We start from the raw sequence: 14,847 nt of genomic DNA on the forward strand, positions 1-14,847 counted from the left end.
AGCACTCCGGCCCGACATGAGCGACCCCGCCGTCGATCCCGAGGAGGTCCGGCACGTCGCCGACCTCGCCCGTGTCGACCTCGCAGACGACGAGATCGAGCGGTTCACCGAGCAGTTCGGTGACATCCTCGACGCGTTCGAAGCACTCGACGATGTGCCCGAGACAGAACGGGAGGCCGACCTCTCGAACGTGATGCGCCCCGACGAGACACGCGAAAGCCTCTCACAGGACGAGGCGCTCCAGAACGCCAGCGACACCGAAGAAGGACAGTTCAAAGGGCCGAAGGTGTCGTAGATGACGGAGTACAACGGCTACGTCACCGACGAGACAATCGAGGGGGCCGAGGACGGTCCGCTGGCGGGCAAGACCGTCGCGGTCAAGGACAACATCTCCACCGAAGGCGTCCGGACGACCTGTGGCTCGGCGATGCTTTCCGATTACGTCCCGCCCTACGACGCGACCGTCGTCGAGCGGCTGAAAGACGCTGGCGCGACCATCCCCGGCAAGACCAACATGGACGAGTTCGGGATGGGAACGACCACTGAAACGTCGGCGTTCGGCCCCGTGGAAAACCCCATCGCCGAGGGCCGCGTGCCGGGCGGTTCTTCCGGCGGGTCGGCCGCCGTCGTCGCCGCCGGCGACGCCGACCTGGCGCTGGGGAGCGACACCGGCGGCTCCATCCGCTGCCCTGCCGCCTTCTGTGGCGTTGTCGGCATCAAACCGACCTATGGACTGGTCTCCCGGTACGGCCTCGTCGCCTACGCCAACAGTCTCGAACAGATCGGCCCCATCGCGCCGACCGTCGAGGACGCCGCGGAACTGCTTGATATCATCGCCGGGCCGGACGAACACGACGCGACGACGCAGGAAGCACCCGAGGCCGACGGCTCCTACGCCGCGGCTGCCGACGGTGACGTTGACGGACTCTCTATCGGTGTTCCGACAGAACTGCTCGACGGGGCTGACGAAGAGGTCGTCGAGACGTTCTGGGACGCGATGGCCGACCTCGAAGCACAGGGCGCGAGCTACCACGAGGTCGACCTCCCCTCGGTCGAACACGCCGTCGAGGCGTACTACGTCATCGCCATGTCCGAGGCCTCCTCGAACCTCGCGCGGTTCGACGGCGTCCGCTACGGACAGTCGGGCGGCTACGACGGTAACTGGAACGAATCCTTCGCCAACGCCCGCGAAGAGGGCTTCGGCGAAGAGGTCAAACGCCGGGTTCTGCTCGGAACCTACGCCCTCTCGGCGGGCTACCACGACAAGTACTACAAGAAGGCACAGGACGCTCGCGCGTGGGTCAAGCAGGACTTCGACGAGGCGCTGGATGACGCCGACGTGTTAGCGTCACCAACGATGCCCGTCCCGCCGATGAAACGCGGCGAGAGTTTGGACGACCCGCTCACGATGTACCTGGCCGACGCCAACACGACGCCCGTCAACCTCGCGAACCTCCCGGCTATCTCCGTGCCGGCGGGCGAGACCGACGACGGCCTGCCCGTTGGCCTGCAGTTGGTCGGGCCGGCCTTCGGCGAGCGAGAGATTATCCGCGCCGGCAGCGCGCTGGCCTGAGTTCCAGCGTCGCGGGTACGGGCGTAGCGCCGGGCGGTTTCACGCCCCGTCACGCTTTTTGAACAGGATTGTGAAACACGAACGAGCGTGCCCTCCACCCACAGTACGCGCCGGCTACGGCTGGCCGCCCTCCTGCTCGTGCTGGTCGCCTTCGACGCCCTCGCCGTCCTCACGGCGTACGTCCTGGCACACGTCGCGTACGGCCTGCTACCGATGTTCGGTCTCCCGGTCGGTGCGTCGGTCTGGACCCAGGGGTTCCATCTGGTCCCGCTCGGGCCAGTGGTACTGGCCGGGACGCCCCTCGTGCTGGCGCTGCAGTTCCTGTTCGGGTATCGGGTCACGCTACGGGCAGCCACCGGTGGCCCGGACCTGCCCGAAGCATCCGAGCCGGAAACCACCAGAGAGCGCTTCACCGCCATCAAACACGAGCGGACTGCGACCCAGCTCCGCAAACGGGTCGCGCGGCTGGCCCAGACGGCCGACATGACGACTCCCGACGTGACCGTCGTCGACTCGGCGACGCCAAACAGCTACGCCGCGAGCCGGCTGGGCGAACGGACGCTGTTCGTCACGACGGCACTCGTCGACCAGCTTGCCGACGACGAACTGGACGCCGTCCTCGCTCACGAACTCGCACATCTGAAAAACGGCGACTCGTTCGTGATGACAGCGGCGGCGTTCCTGCCAATCGTGAGCGCACGCGCCACCCGGCGGCTCCGGACGACGCTCGAAACGTCGGTGTTCACCCACCGGTTCCTCGACGGAGAGATCAGCAAAAACGCCGTCGGCGCTGCCTATTTTCACCTCCCGCTGGTCGCGTTCGCGCTCGCCGCGATACCGTTTACCGCGGCGCTGTATCTCGCCAGCACGACCTGTTACCGGCTGTTGTCCAGAGTCCGGGAGTACGCGGCGGATGCAGGCGGCGTCGCCATCTGTGGCTCCCCGGCGGCGCTCGCCAGTGCGCTGGAGACGCTGACAGAGGACCAGCGCCCGGCCACGGACATCCGAACTGCCGAGACCGGTGTCCGGGAACTGTGCGTGGTGCCGTACGCGATTGCAGACGGGACGCCCGACCCGCCGGAGGGACGGGCCGAACGGCTCGCCCACCGCTGGCGGAGTGTCTCCGAACGGCTGCTGCCCGGGTCGCATCCGGATGTCGAGCGCCGCATCGCTGCGCTGGCGGAGCGACAGTCCGCCCGTGAGCAGCACGACCGGTCGTGACGAATGGGTACAGTTTACTCGCCGGCGGCCCGAGAGAGTGTATGAGCGACGACGCCGAGGGGCGACTCAGCTGGCTCCACTGGCCGACAGTCCTGAAGGGGCTGGCACTGGGAATCGGGGCCGGCCTGATACTGGCCGTCTCACTGGGGGACTTCTACCTCGGGATACTGCTTGGAACACTCAACGGGCTCGCGTTCGGTATCGGTTGGTCACACTCGCGGGCCTGAGCTGTGGAGTCAGGCGCTGTGCGGATGACGGTTACAGCACGCTGGCGTACACGTCGGCCAGTTTGTCGATGGCGTGCTCGACGCTGATCACGTCCCGTCGAGCAAGACAGCGCTCTCGAAGCTGCATCTGGTCATCAAGGACGCGCTCGATAGCTCGGCGGAAACCGTCGATGTCGCCTTCGTCGTAGGAGTAGCCGGTTTCGCCGTCCTCGATGGTGTCGCTGAGTGCGCCGGCGTCGACGCCGGCGACGGGCGTCCCACAGCAGTTGGCCTCCAGCGCGACCAGCCCCTGCGTTTCCACGGGGCTGGGGAACGCAAACACGTCGAGCGTCGAGTACAGTTCAGGAAGCTCCGCCCGGTCGAGAAAGCCGAGAAACCGCACGTCGACATCGCTGTGTTCGGCCGTCGCTTCGAGAGATTCACGGGCCGGGCCGTCGCCGCCGAGCACGACAGTCACGTCCAGCCCCTCACAGGCGGTGATGATGTCTTCCAGGCACTTCTCGTAGCCGTGGCGACCTGTGTAGCCGACGATGGGGCTGTCGGGGAGGTCGTAGCGGTCCCGGAACGCTGCCGTGTCGACCGGTTCGAACACCGTCGTGTCGACGCCGTTCGGGACGACCGTCACCGTCGTATCGAGGTCGATAGACTCTCTGAGGTGGGTTGCTGCGCGCTCGCTTGGCGCGATAACGGTGTCGGCACGGCCCAGGAACCAGCGTTCGTAGCTCTCGGCGCTGGAGCGGACCGCTGACTCGACAGCGCCGTTGAAGGAGACGTACTCGGCGTACTCGCTCGTGGGCGTGTGATACGACGCGACAAACGGGATGTCGAGCTTTCCCGCGAGTCGCTGGCCAGCCATTCCGAGGCTGAAAGGCGTGTGGGCGTGGACCAGCTCGGCGTCCCGGACGCCGTTCGGTATCTGTGGCATCCCGAGCCGAAACCCCTCGTAGAACGGGAACGGAAGGCTCCGGACCGGATACTCGTTGTCCGAGGGGTCGTGGTCGCTTTTCGGATAGACCACGCCCATGCGACCGCCGCGGTCGCGCCAGCGGTCCCGCCACGTCTGGACCGTGTAGGTCACCCCATTGACGGTCGGGAGGTACGTGTCGGTAAACGTCGCGACGTGCGGCAGTGCCATCGCCGCGGCGTAGCAGGAGCAGGGGTTAAACCGTTGCCATTGGCGTGCCACTGATCAGGTGATTGTCACCCGCCATCAAGCGCCAGAGCGCTTTTCCGGGACCGTGGTGGATTGTACGTAATGGACCGGGACGGCTGGCTGTACGCTTGGGCGCTCGCATCGGTCGCGCTGGGCGCGGGCTCGCTGCTCGTGCCGCTGTATTTTGTCGCTATCGGGGGTGAGACGTTCATGCTGGGCGTTCTCGCCGGTGTGGCCGCCGCCGCGGGTGCGCCGGGGGCACTCATCTCCGGACGCGTCGCCGACAAAACGGGGAAACGCCGCGCGCTCGTCTTGCTTGCGCTGGGGCTGGCGGTCCTCGCGCTGGGACTCGTCTCGTTCACGGCGGAGCCGTGGCTGGTCATCGTCGGCAACGGCCTGCTGTGGTTCGCGGCGGGCGCGGTCGCGCCGGTACTGACGCTGCTTGTCACTGCCGGAACCATCGAGCGGGACTGGCCGGCCCGGTTCGCCGTCCTGAATCGCTACCAGGGTTGGGGGTGGGCCGGCGGCCTTGTCCTCGGCCTCGTGTGGACGACGCTGCTCTCGGGACCGCTCGGAGAGATTGCCGCCCAGCAGTCGCTCCTGTGGCTGTGTGCGGTCGCCGTCGGTCTGTCGGCGTTTCTCGCAGCGAAGTGGCTACCGGCCGACCCCGCCGAACCCGACCGCCCCCGGCCCAGTCGGATGGCGCGAGCCATCGCCCGGTCACGCCGGCTACCGGTCCGGAGCGCGACGTTCCCGGTCGGGCCAGGCCGACTGTACTGGCTCACGCGGTCGATGCACCCCCGGGAAGTCGCGGCCCGGTTCTCTCCGTCGCTGACGATCTACTTTGGGGCCGTCGTGGCGTTTTTCGTCGGTTTCGGCGTGTTCTGGGGGCCGTTGCCGCTGTATCTCTCGCGGACGCCCGGCTACGACTCGGGGATCGTCTTCGCGCTGTATCTCGTCTCCAGCGTCGGGTCGGCGCTGTGGTACGACCGCGCTGGCAAACTCGCCGAGCGGTACGACCCGAGCGGGCTTCAGGTCGGGAGCCTGCTCGCCCGCGCGGCGCTTCACCCGGCCGTTGCCGTCGTCGGACTCTTGGTATCGGCGACGGTCGCGAGTACGATCATCAACGGCGTCGTGTTCGGCCTCATTGGCGTCGCCTGGGCCGTCATCGCCGTCACCGCGGCCAGCGTCGTCACCCAGCTCGCGCCGTCGGCGATTCGCGGCGAGGCGCTTGGCATCTACACCGCCGTCTCCGGGCTAGCGAGCGGCGTCGGGTCGATACTCGGCGGCTGGCTCGGCGGTTACGGCTTTCTGCTCGCCTTCGCTGTCGCCGGTGCGCTGGTGCTTGTCGGCGCAGCACTGGTCGCGGTCGTCTGGCGGCGCTCACCGTCGGTGGCTGTCGAAACGGACCCCCTCTCAGCATAACAATCCGCCGCGAACGGCGATCAGACCAGTTCTTCGTACGTCTCGGCCAGTCGCCGACCGACCCGGTCTAGGCTGTGTTCTCGGGCCGTCTCTCTGGCGTTCTCCCCGAGTCGCTCCCGCAGCTCCGGGTTCTCGGCAAGACGCTCCAGCGCGTCGCGGAACTCCGCCTCGTCAGCGCAGATGAGACAGTCGTGGCCGTCCTCGTAGTACTCCCGGAACACCGGAATATCGGAAAGGACGACCGCCTTCCCGCAGGCCATCGCCTCCAGCACGGCGATACCCTGATTCTCCGCCTTCGTCGGGAACAGGTACACGTCGCCGGCCCCGAACGCGCCACGGATGTCCTCGACCCAGCCGGTAAAGGTCACGTTTTCGGGTGGGTCGTTCACCCACCGCTTGACGGTCTTCGAGGCCTGTGGTCCGGCGTCGTACGGGCCGAACCACGCGAAGTCGTGCTCTGTCTCCTGTGCGAGTTCACAGAACGTCGTCAGGCCCTTGCGCTCGAAGACGTTGCCAACGGCGAAGACGACCATCCCGTCGAGGTCGTAGCGCCCCCGGTAGTCCTCGCGCATGTCCTCGTGGCCCGCCAGCGCGTCGATGTCGACACCGTTTGTCATCGGCCGTATCGGTGCATCGACCGGGTACGATTCGAGGATGTCCTTCGTGTACTCGGAGGGACAGAGTACGAGGTCAGCCTGTGAGTAAAACCACTGGAGGTACCGACCCAGCGCCGGCGCGATCAGGTTCGACCCGCGGAAGCTATCCCGGAAATCCTCGCGGGTGACGTGGGCGTGGAGGACGAGCGGGACGTCTGCCTGCGTCGCGTGTTGTGCCACAGCGACGGACCCCGGTCCGATCATGTTGCAGTGGGCGATGTCGAACTCTCGGAACACCGGATCGTTGAACGCGATATTGCCACCCAGTGCCCACGCCGGATGCCCCTCCTGCCAGGGCGTCGTCTCCACCTCGATGTCGGTCTCGGACAGCGCCGCACGCTGGTGGTCCACGGCGGTGCCGATACCCGACCGGTTCAGGCGGTCGGCCAGTTCGAGATAATTCAGGACGCGCACGTTTCCGCACACTCCGGCCCGGCCGAAAATCCTACCGACTTCGGGCGCTCTGTTTGCCACGGGACGGTTCAGGCCTCGGACCGCGGACTGGTGACGACGTACCCGCTGGCTCGTCCGGAAGGCATTTTCCCGCCGCCGACACAGTACCGCCAATGACGGACGAGGCGACCATCGCCCGCGAGCGGATCGAGCGCCTCCAGTCGCTCGCTCGCGAGGCCGTCCAGGCCGGCAACGAAGAACGCGCTCGGTCGTACGTCCGGCGCGCTCGACGCGTCGCCGAGCGCCACCGCCTGCGGCTGCCGCGCTCGTTCGAGCGGTCGACGTGTGACGCCTGCGATACGTATCTCTTGCACGGCCACAACGCCCGCTCGCGAACCCAGTCCGGGCACGTCGTTATCACCTGCGACTGTGGGTCACAGTCCCGCTACCCGTACGACTGAGGATTCTTTACGACTACTGGTTTTAAGGGCCTGTCCTCGCTATACGGTGTACATGAGTGATTCTTCTCGACAGTCCCGGATACACGACCTCAATGCGACGCTTCGCGTCGGCAAACACGGCATCGAATCAGTAGCAGACGAACTCGACGACCAGCTGGAGAACACTGATCTGGTGAAAGTCAAGTTCCTCCGCTCGTCCCGCGGCGGCACGACGGCCGAGGAACTCGCCGACGACCTGGCTGAGATGGTCAACGCCACCGTGATTCAGGTACGAGGACACACTGCGGTGTTCGAGAAATGATGCAGGTCCAGCCACTCGCCGACCTACTCAACGGGCTCGGTGTGCCAGCGGCCGGCTCCATCGCTTCAGCAGTGGTCTTCGTCGTCGTCTTCGTCCTCGTCTACGTTCTGGGGAAGGCAATCGTCCTGCCTATCGTCGACCGCTCCCTCAAGTCCCGCGACCTCGACACCCACGCTCGGCGGCCACTGAAGAAGGTCGTCAGCATCGGTATCGTGTTCGTCGCCATCTCCGTCGCTTTTGGCATGGCCGAGTACGGGAACTTCCTGCAGTCGCTGGCGACCATCGCCGCGGCGGCCACGCTGGCCATTGGCTTTGCGATGCAGGATGTGATCAAGAACTTCGTTGCCGGCGTGTTCATCTACACCGACAAGCCGTTCCGCATCGGCGACTGGATCGAGTGGGACGGGAACTCAGGCGTCGTCGAGGACATTAGCCTCCGTGTGACTCGCGTCCGGACCTTCGACAACGAACTGCTGACCGTCCCGAACTCGAACCTGACCGACGGCGTGATTAAGAATCCAGTCGCCAAAGAGCAGCTCCGACTGAAGTTCCTGTTCGGTATCGGCTACGACGACGACATCGACAAGGCGACCGAAATAATTCTGGAAGAAGCGCGAAACCATCCCGAAATCATGGACGACCCCGAGCCGTCCGTTCGCCTGGTCGAACTCGGCGATTCCTCTGTCGGCCTCCAGTCCCGCATCTGGATTGAAGATCCGAACCGGGCCGACTTTGTCAAGACGCGCGCCGAGTACGTCAAGACAGTCAAGGAGCGGTTCGATGCAGAGGACATCAACATCCCGTACCCGAACCGGACCATCGGCGGCGGGCTGGAGATGACCGGACTCGACAGCGTCGTGGAACCGGCCGACGACTGAGGGTAGGGCGGCGGCTTTTTTGTGGGCGACCGCGGCACGTGACTTCTGTACCGGCAGCTGGCGGTCGGCTCAATACCGTGACCCTCGCCTGCGTGTAGCGGGCGAACCAGAGGCAACGCTCTCGTATGTGCGGGTGGGAGTAGGGTGAGGGAAACGCTCATGTTGTGTGTGTGAGTAACATACGTGCTATGAACGAATCAGACAGGCCATGGGATGACGTCTGATGGCGCGTTCTAGTTTCCGATCCGGTGCGACAGAGGCGCTGTGTACCTGGCAGCGTGACCGACTCGACGAGCACGAGAGTCGGTTCGACGCGGCAATGCAAATCACGTCCCGGCTCGGTGCACACTGGCAGGACAGCCATGCAGAGTTCGGGTTCTGGACGCCGGAACTCGTCGGTTCGGTGCCGGCCGACGCTGTGGAACTCGAACTGTTGACGGCGACCGAGCCGGTCGACCTGACCGCCGCTGAGCAGACTGTCGCCTTCGACAGACAGCTCGTGGAGACTCGCCGGGAAGGGGAGTTTACGTGGGCGGCAGTCGACGGACCACGGCCGGGGACGCGCGACCAGCTCGGGACGCTCTACCGCCTCAGCTACGAGCACGACGGCAGCCGGGAGACCATCACGGATCCGTTTGCGGACTCACTGCCCTTCGGTGCCTACGGCCCGCCGGAGCTGTACGACATGGACCGTCTCGATGAGCAACGAGACGACCGGGCGTACTTCCAAGCGCTCGCGGAGGACGGCGTCGCCCCGCACGCCCACGAGGACGATGGAGTGCCACGGTTCGAGCCTGCAACAAGCATGCTCGAAGTCCACCCGGGCACCGCAACCGAGTCGGGCACGCTCGCTGGACTCACCGATATCTTCGACCGAATCGGTCAGAAACAGCGCGACGGCGAGGCGCTGACGCCGGCCGAACGAAACTTCACCGGATACGATGCTGTCCAGCTAATGCCGCTCGCCCCCATCACACAGAACGAAGACGAACTGGGCTACTGGCTACCCGAAGCCGAGCGTGAAGCGCAACTCACGGCGACAGTCAGGCGACCCGATATGATAAACTGGGGGTACGACATCGTCATCTCCGGGTTCGGAACGGTCAATCCGGCCATCTTAGAGAGTCGTCGGCCGGACGAACTCGTTGACCTCATCGCGACCCTGCACACGATGCCAGACCCGGTCAAGGTCGTCTTCGACATCGCGCTTGGCCACGCCGACAACGGCGCGCTCCCACTGCTCAACGACGAGTGGTTCGCTGGACCGGGGATGTACGGGCAGGAGCTCGATTACACCCAGCCGGTCGTCCGTGCGGGCTTGCTCGAACTCCAGCGCCGCAAGATGGACTTCGGCGCAGATGGGATTCGCGTCGACGGCGCACAGGACTTCACGAACTGGGACCCCGAGGCCGAGGAGGAGTACCACGACGACGAGTACCTCGCCGAGATGGATCGGGTGACACAGGAGGTGGCTGGCGTCGAGTACCGTCCGTGGATGATATACGAGGACGGCCGCCCGTGGCCGCGCTCGGACTGGGAACTCGCGTCGACGTACCGGACGCTCATCGAGGAGCACCCCCACGCCTACCAGTGGGGGCCGGTTACGTTCGCCCACAACACGCCGGCGCTACAGACGTTCTGGGCGACGAAGTGGTGGCGCGTCCGCGAAGTCGCGGATATGGGCGAAAACTGGATCTCCGGGGTCGCAAACCACGACACGATCCGCCGCGGGACACAGCTCGAACCAGACCCGCCGTTCAGCCAGCCACAGATAAACCGATATCTCGGCGACAGCCGGCAGGAACAGCTCGAACGGGCCTACAACAACCCCGCCACGACGATTCTGTTTCACGGCTTCATGCCCGGCTGTCCGATGGATTTCACACACGCCAACATGCGAGCCCCGTGGGGCTTCGTCCGCGACACGGACGCCGTCTGGAACCTGAAAGTTCTCGCTGAGGAGAAGAACTTCCCCGAGTGGCAGATACGGGACCGCGACTTCGAAGACGACCGGTTTTTCACCCGTCTCAAGGAGTGGGGATTCGAAAGCCGCGAGCAACTGAGCGCGTTCCTGACACGTCTCAGCGATACGGTCAGCATGACCGACTACGACAAGGCGGAGATGGCAGCGCTACTTTCTGTGGTCGGGACACCCGTCGGCGACGACCTCTCCGTCGAGGACCTGGAACAACTGGGTCTCGACTGGATGCGGGACATCGCTCACTTCGCCACGTTATCACACTGGACCGACACACAGGACGACGACCGAACCGCGTTCGACCTTGAAGTCAGACGGTTCCGCCACGAGCACGACTGGGTGACGACAGCCCTTACGGGCGAAGATACACTCAACTACGTCTATCCGACTGACGGGACAGTACTGTACTACGGCTACCGCACCGATTCGGAGACCGGCGAAGAACTCCTGTTCGTGGGGGCCATGGAAGGTGTTGCCGAAACCGTCACTCCCAGTCACCTCGTCGATGTCGATGAAAGCGGGTGGGACGTCGCGCTCGCCTCCCCGGGGCTGGCAGTCGAGGACCCGGGCGAACCGGTACCGCTCGCTGACAGCCAGGCCGTGCTCTTCAGTCGGTCTACTGCGAACGAACCGTAGTGACACTATATCATAGGACGGTGTGTTCACTGCGACGGGGAGCGATAGTGTGGCGGGCCTTCTACATGGGTCGTCTTCTGAGGTGGGAAGAGCTGTCTTATCGACTGCTGTGGCTAGCATCAGGTGTGTGACCGAGTTCGGCACGAACACGGGCGACATGGTCGACAAACTCGTGAGACGTTCGCTCGCGGGGCCGGTCTATGTCGACGGCCACTGTCGACTGGACAGTGCCGGGGTCGTCGTCCAATACGACGATCCTGTCAGCTAGTTTCACGGCCTCGTCGATATCGTGAGTGACGAAGACGACCGTCTGGCGGGTTTCGGCCCAGATATCGAGCAGTTCGTTGTGGAGTCGGTCGCGTGTTCTGGCATCCACGCTGCCGAAGGGCTCGTCCAGCAACAGTATCTCCGGATCGACGGCGAGCGCACGGGCGATTCCGACGCGTTGCTTCATCCCACCTGACAGTTCCGTGGGATACGCATCCTCAAACCCTGCTAGGCCGACGAGGTCGACCAGTTCCCGTATCCGCTGCTCACAATCGGCACAGTCACACGCCGGCCGGTCGAGGCCAAAGCGAATATTACCGCGGACCGTCCGCCACGGAAATAGTGCGTACTCCTGGAAGACCATTCCCCGGTCTAGCCCCGGTTCAGTGACCCGGTCGCCGTCGACCAGTATCGAGCCGCTGTCAGCGGCGTCGAGGCCTGCTATCGTCCGTAACAACGTCGTCTTGCCACAGCCCGACGGGCCGACGATACAGCAGAACTCGCCGTCGCGAACGGCGAGAGAGACATTCGACAGAGCCTGAACAGAGTCATACGCTTTACTGACACCATCGACAACGATTTTTCGGTCGGACTCGATAGGGTCCGACGACCGTTCACTCAGCGCCATACGAGTACCCGCCGTTCGAATAGCCGGAAACCAACGTCCATCGTGAGGAAGGCGAGACTGATGAGGAACATATACGCGACGCTGGTCTCCATGGCGAGGGTGTTCGCAGCGTTGATGATCTCGTAACCGACGCCGGGCGCACCGAACAGTTCGGCCCCGACGACAATCATCCAGCAGCGTCCGATACTGGTCCGGAAGCCCGTCAGCAGCTGCGGGGCGGCGCTCGGGAGCGCGACCAACTTCAGCATCGACAGGTCCTGTTCGACGCCCAGCGTCGAGGCGGCGTCGGTGAGTTCGCTCGAAACGCCCTCGACACCGCCGTAGGCGGCATAGAAGTTAATCCAGAACGCGCCGACGAAGACTATGAAGGCCGCACCCGTGTGGTGGATACCGAACCAGACGATGGCGAAGACGACCCACGCCAGCGGCGGAATCGGTCGGAGCACTCGGACGAGTGGGCGAAGCCAGTCGTCCAGCACGTCGTGCCAGCCCATCGCCAGTCCGAGGCTGCTGCCACAGGCGACACCCAACAGTAGGCCCGGGATGTAATGAAACAGTGTCTGTGTGAGATGGGCGAGTCCCGTCGGTAAGACGAGTTCGACGCCAGCGAGTGGAGCGACGATTCGCGTTGAGGTCGTGAACAACTCGACGAAGGCGCGGGCGGAGTCGGCAGGTCCCGGAACCAGATACGACGGCTGCGTCGTCAGCGCTCCGACCCACCAGACAAGCAGGAAGCTCGCCAAACCCCCGAGCCCACGGAGATATCGACGTGCTTCTCCCTCGACGCCTCCGTCCAGCAGCGTCTCGGGACCGGTGTCGGTGGGCGTGTTCATGACTCGATGGCGTCGTAGGGGCCGAAGGCGAACAGTTCCTCACTCGGAACCGGTTCGTCGATGTTTCCGACGCTCGCAACGAATTCGCCCATCGTCGCAGCCTGATCGGTGATAGCATGCGGGTCCGAGATGAAATCGGATGCCTGTGACTCGACGGCTTCCTGAGCAAGTTCCTCGCTCACACCCGAGCCGATGACCGACGCGGCGTGGCTCGCGGCCACGTTCGGTGCGCTCGCTGTGAACGCGGTCGCTACGGTGTGCTGTTCGACCAGTGACTGTGCGATATCGCTCGCGTCGATGACCTGCTGATTCGCGTAGAGTACCGTCACTGGATGGTTCTCTAGGACATTCCCCGACCATTCGAGTTCGCCGTAACCGTCTTTACGGCCGATTATCGTCGCGAACGGCTCTTGAATGATCGTCGCATCGATATCGCCCGACTGAATTGTCTGGACCGCTTTCGCCGGTGGGATATTCGATGTGTCGATGACGGTGTCCATTTCCCCGGCGTCGAGATCCTCCTGAATCCAGTATCGGAGTACAATGTCGGGAACACTCCCATCCGGTGGGACACCGAACCGGATTTTTCGCCCGTTCTCACGTTCGAAGCGGTCGAAAACGGCTGCGCCCTCTTGCTCGTACAGGTCGACGAGCTTGCTCGTCCCCATAATCTTGAATCCGTTCCGTGAATTCGCAGCGATAACACCTGCTTGCGTGCCTCTGTCGGCGAGTACCATCGCTGGAGTGATGCCAAAGAACGCGACATCGATGTCCCCGCTGGCAAACGCTGTGACGACACTGGGGCCCGAGCTAAAACGCTCGACAGTGACCTCTGCCGGGAGAACATCGTAGTACCCCTCCCGTTCCAGTACGTAGTGTTGCATGTTGGGATAGATCGGGACGTACGCTACAGTCACGGAATCAAGCGAGGCCGCACCTTGGCCGAGACAGCCGGTTATCGTCGTCGCGATTGCACTAGCGCCAGCCGTCTGCAGTAATCGTCGCCGCGTGATAGATGCCATCCGTATTATTAATCATATTGCTAGTTATAATAATTCCTGTGATTATTGGCTCTTGTATTAGTAACTCCCCATTGTCATAGATGTCCCTCCCGTGCTACAAGACAGATAGTAGATGGGTCGGTGAACACAGTCACTTACTATTGGTACGGGACCCTCCCGTCGGTGTTTGGCGGCCAAGCTATTGTGACCGCTTACTGGCAGCCACAGCAGGTCACTCCAGCGCGACCCGACGACCATGTCCACTCTCTGGCTCTATTTCGGACGCTCGCCACTCACCCTTGCAGTATCGGGTGTTTCGGCCAGTACGTCTCCCTCACAGTGGTCGCCACCGAACGATTGTGCTTCCAGTTCCTGAGCGATTGGACGCGTGGAAACCGTCGACGTGCGCCGTGGACTTGATTACCGTCGCGCCAGCTCTGCCCTGATGGAAATCCCACAGTCGGCGCTCTTCAGCGCTCACTGTCGTCCGTGCAGAAATCACGGGCGCTGAAGGATTTGAACCGGATGAAGACTCGCTTCGCTCGTCTTCCGGGGTTCAAATCTCAGTTTACCGTGGCAGCCGCTCGCGGATTTGCTCGCGGCAGAACACGGGCGCTGAGGGATTTGAACCGAGGCCAGACGTGCTCGCCACGCTGCGCGCGACTGGCAGGGTTCAAATCCGCAGTGCCGGTTCACACCACCGATTCGCTACGCTCACTGGTTCGTTGCACGGGCGCTGAGGGATTTGAACCCCCGACGGTTTGGTCCGAAGCCAAGCACTCTGTCCAAGCTGAGCTAAGCGCCCTACGTACAATGGTATGATGACGTTATGGTTTAAACCAACCGGTTCCGCCGCGCGACGGTACCGCAGTCAGGGGATTACTCTGAAATCGCTTCAGCTGTGTCGGTATCAGTGTCAGCGGCGACTTCGGCCACGACAGCCTCCGTGTCGACGCCCCGTTCCTCGGCGAGTGCCTCGATGAGCGCGCGCTGTTCGGCCAGTTCCTGCTCCATCCCGTCGACGCGGGTGTTGGTCTCGTCGACAGTGCTTCGCAGGTCTTCGAGCTGTGTTTTCAGCTCGTTGACCTTCTTGTAGAGGTCCTCGGCGATGTCGGCGACCTTCTGTATCTTTTTCGCGGTGGAACCCAGTCCCATGGCCACGGGTACGGAGAGCCGACATTTCCTCGTTTCGCTCGAACGTCGCTGTTAAGACGCC

Annotated in this window: 14 protein-coding genes, 1 tRNA gene and 1 pseudogene; 9 read left to right on the forward strand and 7 right to left on the reverse strand. The window is 63.9% G+C overall.

Features of this window, described 5'->3' with window-relative positions:
* Positions 1-16 precede the first annotated feature (16 nt).
* From gatC to AMS69_RS16065, 4 genes are all read left to right on the forward strand, one after another.
* On the forward strand, positions 17-295 hold the full coding sequence (gatC, locus tag AMS69_RS16050; RefSeq protein ID WP_053969080.1) for an Asp-tRNA(Asn)/Glu-tRNA(Gln) amidotransferase subunit GatC: 279 nt from the start codon (positions 17-19) through the stop codon (positions 293-295).
* Positions 296-1,573, forward strand: a complete 1,278-nt coding sequence (gene gatA / locus AMS69_RS16055) for an Asp-tRNA(Asn)/Glu-tRNA(Gln) amidotransferase subunit GatA (protein WP_053969081.1) — start codon at positions 296-298, stop codon at positions 1,571-1,573. It abuts the gene before it with no gap.
* Positions 1,574-1,660: 87 nt separating this feature from the next.
* Complete coding sequence (locus AMS69_RS16060; protein WP_053969082.1) at positions 1,661-2,794, forward strand: M48 family metallopeptidase; 1,134 nt, start codon at positions 1,661-1,663, stop codon at positions 2,792-2,794.
* A 41-nt stretch (positions 2,795-2,835) separates the two neighbouring features.
* Positions 2,836-3,021 (forward strand): hypothetical protein, encoded by a 186-nt coding sequence (locus tag AMS69_RS16065; RefSeq protein WP_004516202.1) that lies wholly within the window; start codon positions 2,836-2,838, stop codon positions 3,019-3,021.
* A 31-nt stretch (positions 3,022-3,052) separates the two neighbouring features.
* Here AMS69_RS16065 and AMS69_RS16070 read toward each other — a convergent pair whose 3' ends face one another.
* Entirely contained in the window at positions 3,053-4,156 is a 1,104-nt protein-coding gene (locus AMS69_RS16070) for a glycosyltransferase (protein ID WP_053969083.1), read from the reverse strand.
* Between the two features lie 102 nt (positions 4,157-4,258).
* Between AMS69_RS16070 and AMS69_RS16075 the strand changes: the two are divergent.
* A pseudogene (locus tag AMS69_RS16075) lies at positions 4,259-5,599 on the forward strand (MFS transporter); the annotation flags it as partial.
* Between the two features lie 20 nt (positions 5,600-5,619).
* Here AMS69_RS16075 and AMS69_RS16080 read toward each other — a convergent pair.
* Positions 5,620-6,669, reverse strand: a complete 1,050-nt coding sequence (locus AMS69_RS16080) for a glycosyltransferase family 4 protein (protein WP_053969085.1) — start codon at positions 6,667-6,669, stop codon at positions 5,620-5,622.
* 152 nt (positions 6,670-6,821) lie between these two features.
* Here AMS69_RS16080 and AMS69_RS16085 point away from each other — a divergent pair, with 152 nt between their 5' ends.
* From AMS69_RS16085 to gghA, 4 genes are all read left to right on the forward strand, one after another.
* Entirely contained in the window at positions 6,822-7,109 is a 288-nt protein-coding gene (locus AMS69_RS16085) for a ribonuclease P protein component 4 (protein ID WP_005538431.1), read from the forward strand.
* 52 nt (positions 7,110-7,161) lie between these two features.
* Positions 7,162-7,410 (forward strand): YhbY family RNA-binding protein, encoded by a 249-nt coding sequence (locus AMS69_RS16090; RefSeq protein ID WP_053969086.1) that lies wholly within the window; start codon positions 7,162-7,164, stop codon positions 7,408-7,410.
* Positions 7,410-8,288: a mechanosensitive ion channel family protein gene (locus AMS69_RS16095; RefSeq protein ID WP_053969087.1), complete on the forward strand. Its 879-nt coding sequence runs from the start codon at positions 7,410-7,412 to the stop codon at positions 8,286-8,288. Before AMS69_RS16090 ends, AMS69_RS16095 begins: the two co-directional genes overlap by 1 nt.
* A gap of 223 nt (positions 8,289-8,511) precedes the next feature.
* Entirely contained in the window at positions 8,512-10,902 is a 2,391-nt protein-coding gene (gene gghA / locus AMS69_RS16100; RefSeq protein ID WP_053969088.1) for a glucosylglycerol hydrolase, read from the forward strand.
* A 97-nt stretch (positions 10,903-10,999) separates the two neighbouring features.
* Here the strand turns inward: gghA and AMS69_RS16105 are convergent, their stop codons facing one another.
* From AMS69_RS16105 to AMS69_RS16125, 5 genes are all read right to left on the reverse strand, one after another.
* Positions 11,000-11,797 carry an ABC transporter ATP-binding protein gene (locus tag AMS69_RS16105; RefSeq protein WP_053969089.1) on the reverse strand — a complete coding sequence of 266 codons (798 nt, stop codon included), beginning with the start codon at positions 11,795-11,797 and terminating at the stop codon, positions 11,000-11,002.
* Positions 11,788-12,630 carry an ABC transporter permease gene (locus AMS69_RS16110; protein ID WP_053969090.1) on the reverse strand — a complete coding sequence of 281 codons (843 nt, stop codon included), beginning with the start codon at positions 12,628-12,630 and terminating at the stop codon, positions 11,788-11,790. The genes AMS69_RS16105 and AMS69_RS16110 overlap by 10 nt, the downstream gene beginning before the upstream one ends.
* On the reverse strand, positions 12,627-13,652 hold the full coding sequence (locus AMS69_RS16115; RefSeq protein ID WP_202904567.1) for an ABC transporter substrate-binding protein: 1,026 nt from the start codon (positions 13,650-13,652) through the stop codon (positions 12,627-12,629). Before AMS69_RS16115 ends, AMS69_RS16110 begins: the two co-directional genes overlap by 4 nt.
* A gap of 709 nt (positions 13,653-14,361) precedes the next feature.
* Positions 14,362-14,436: transfer RNA gene (locus AMS69_RS16120), tRNA-Arg, on the reverse strand.
* A 74-nt stretch (positions 14,437-14,510) separates the two neighbouring features.
* Complete coding sequence (locus tag AMS69_RS16125) at positions 14,511-14,786, reverse strand: DUF5798 family protein (RefSeq protein WP_053969091.1); 276 nt, start codon at positions 14,784-14,786, stop codon at positions 14,511-14,513.
* Between the last annotated feature and the right edge of the window lie 61 nt (positions 14,787-14,847).

Origin of the sequence: Haloarcula rubripromontorii, from assembly GCF_001280425.1 — an archaeon.
GTDB classification, from domain to species: domain Archaea; phylum Halobacteriota; class Halobacteria; order Halobacteriales; family Haloarculaceae; genus Haloarcula; species Haloarcula rubripromontorii.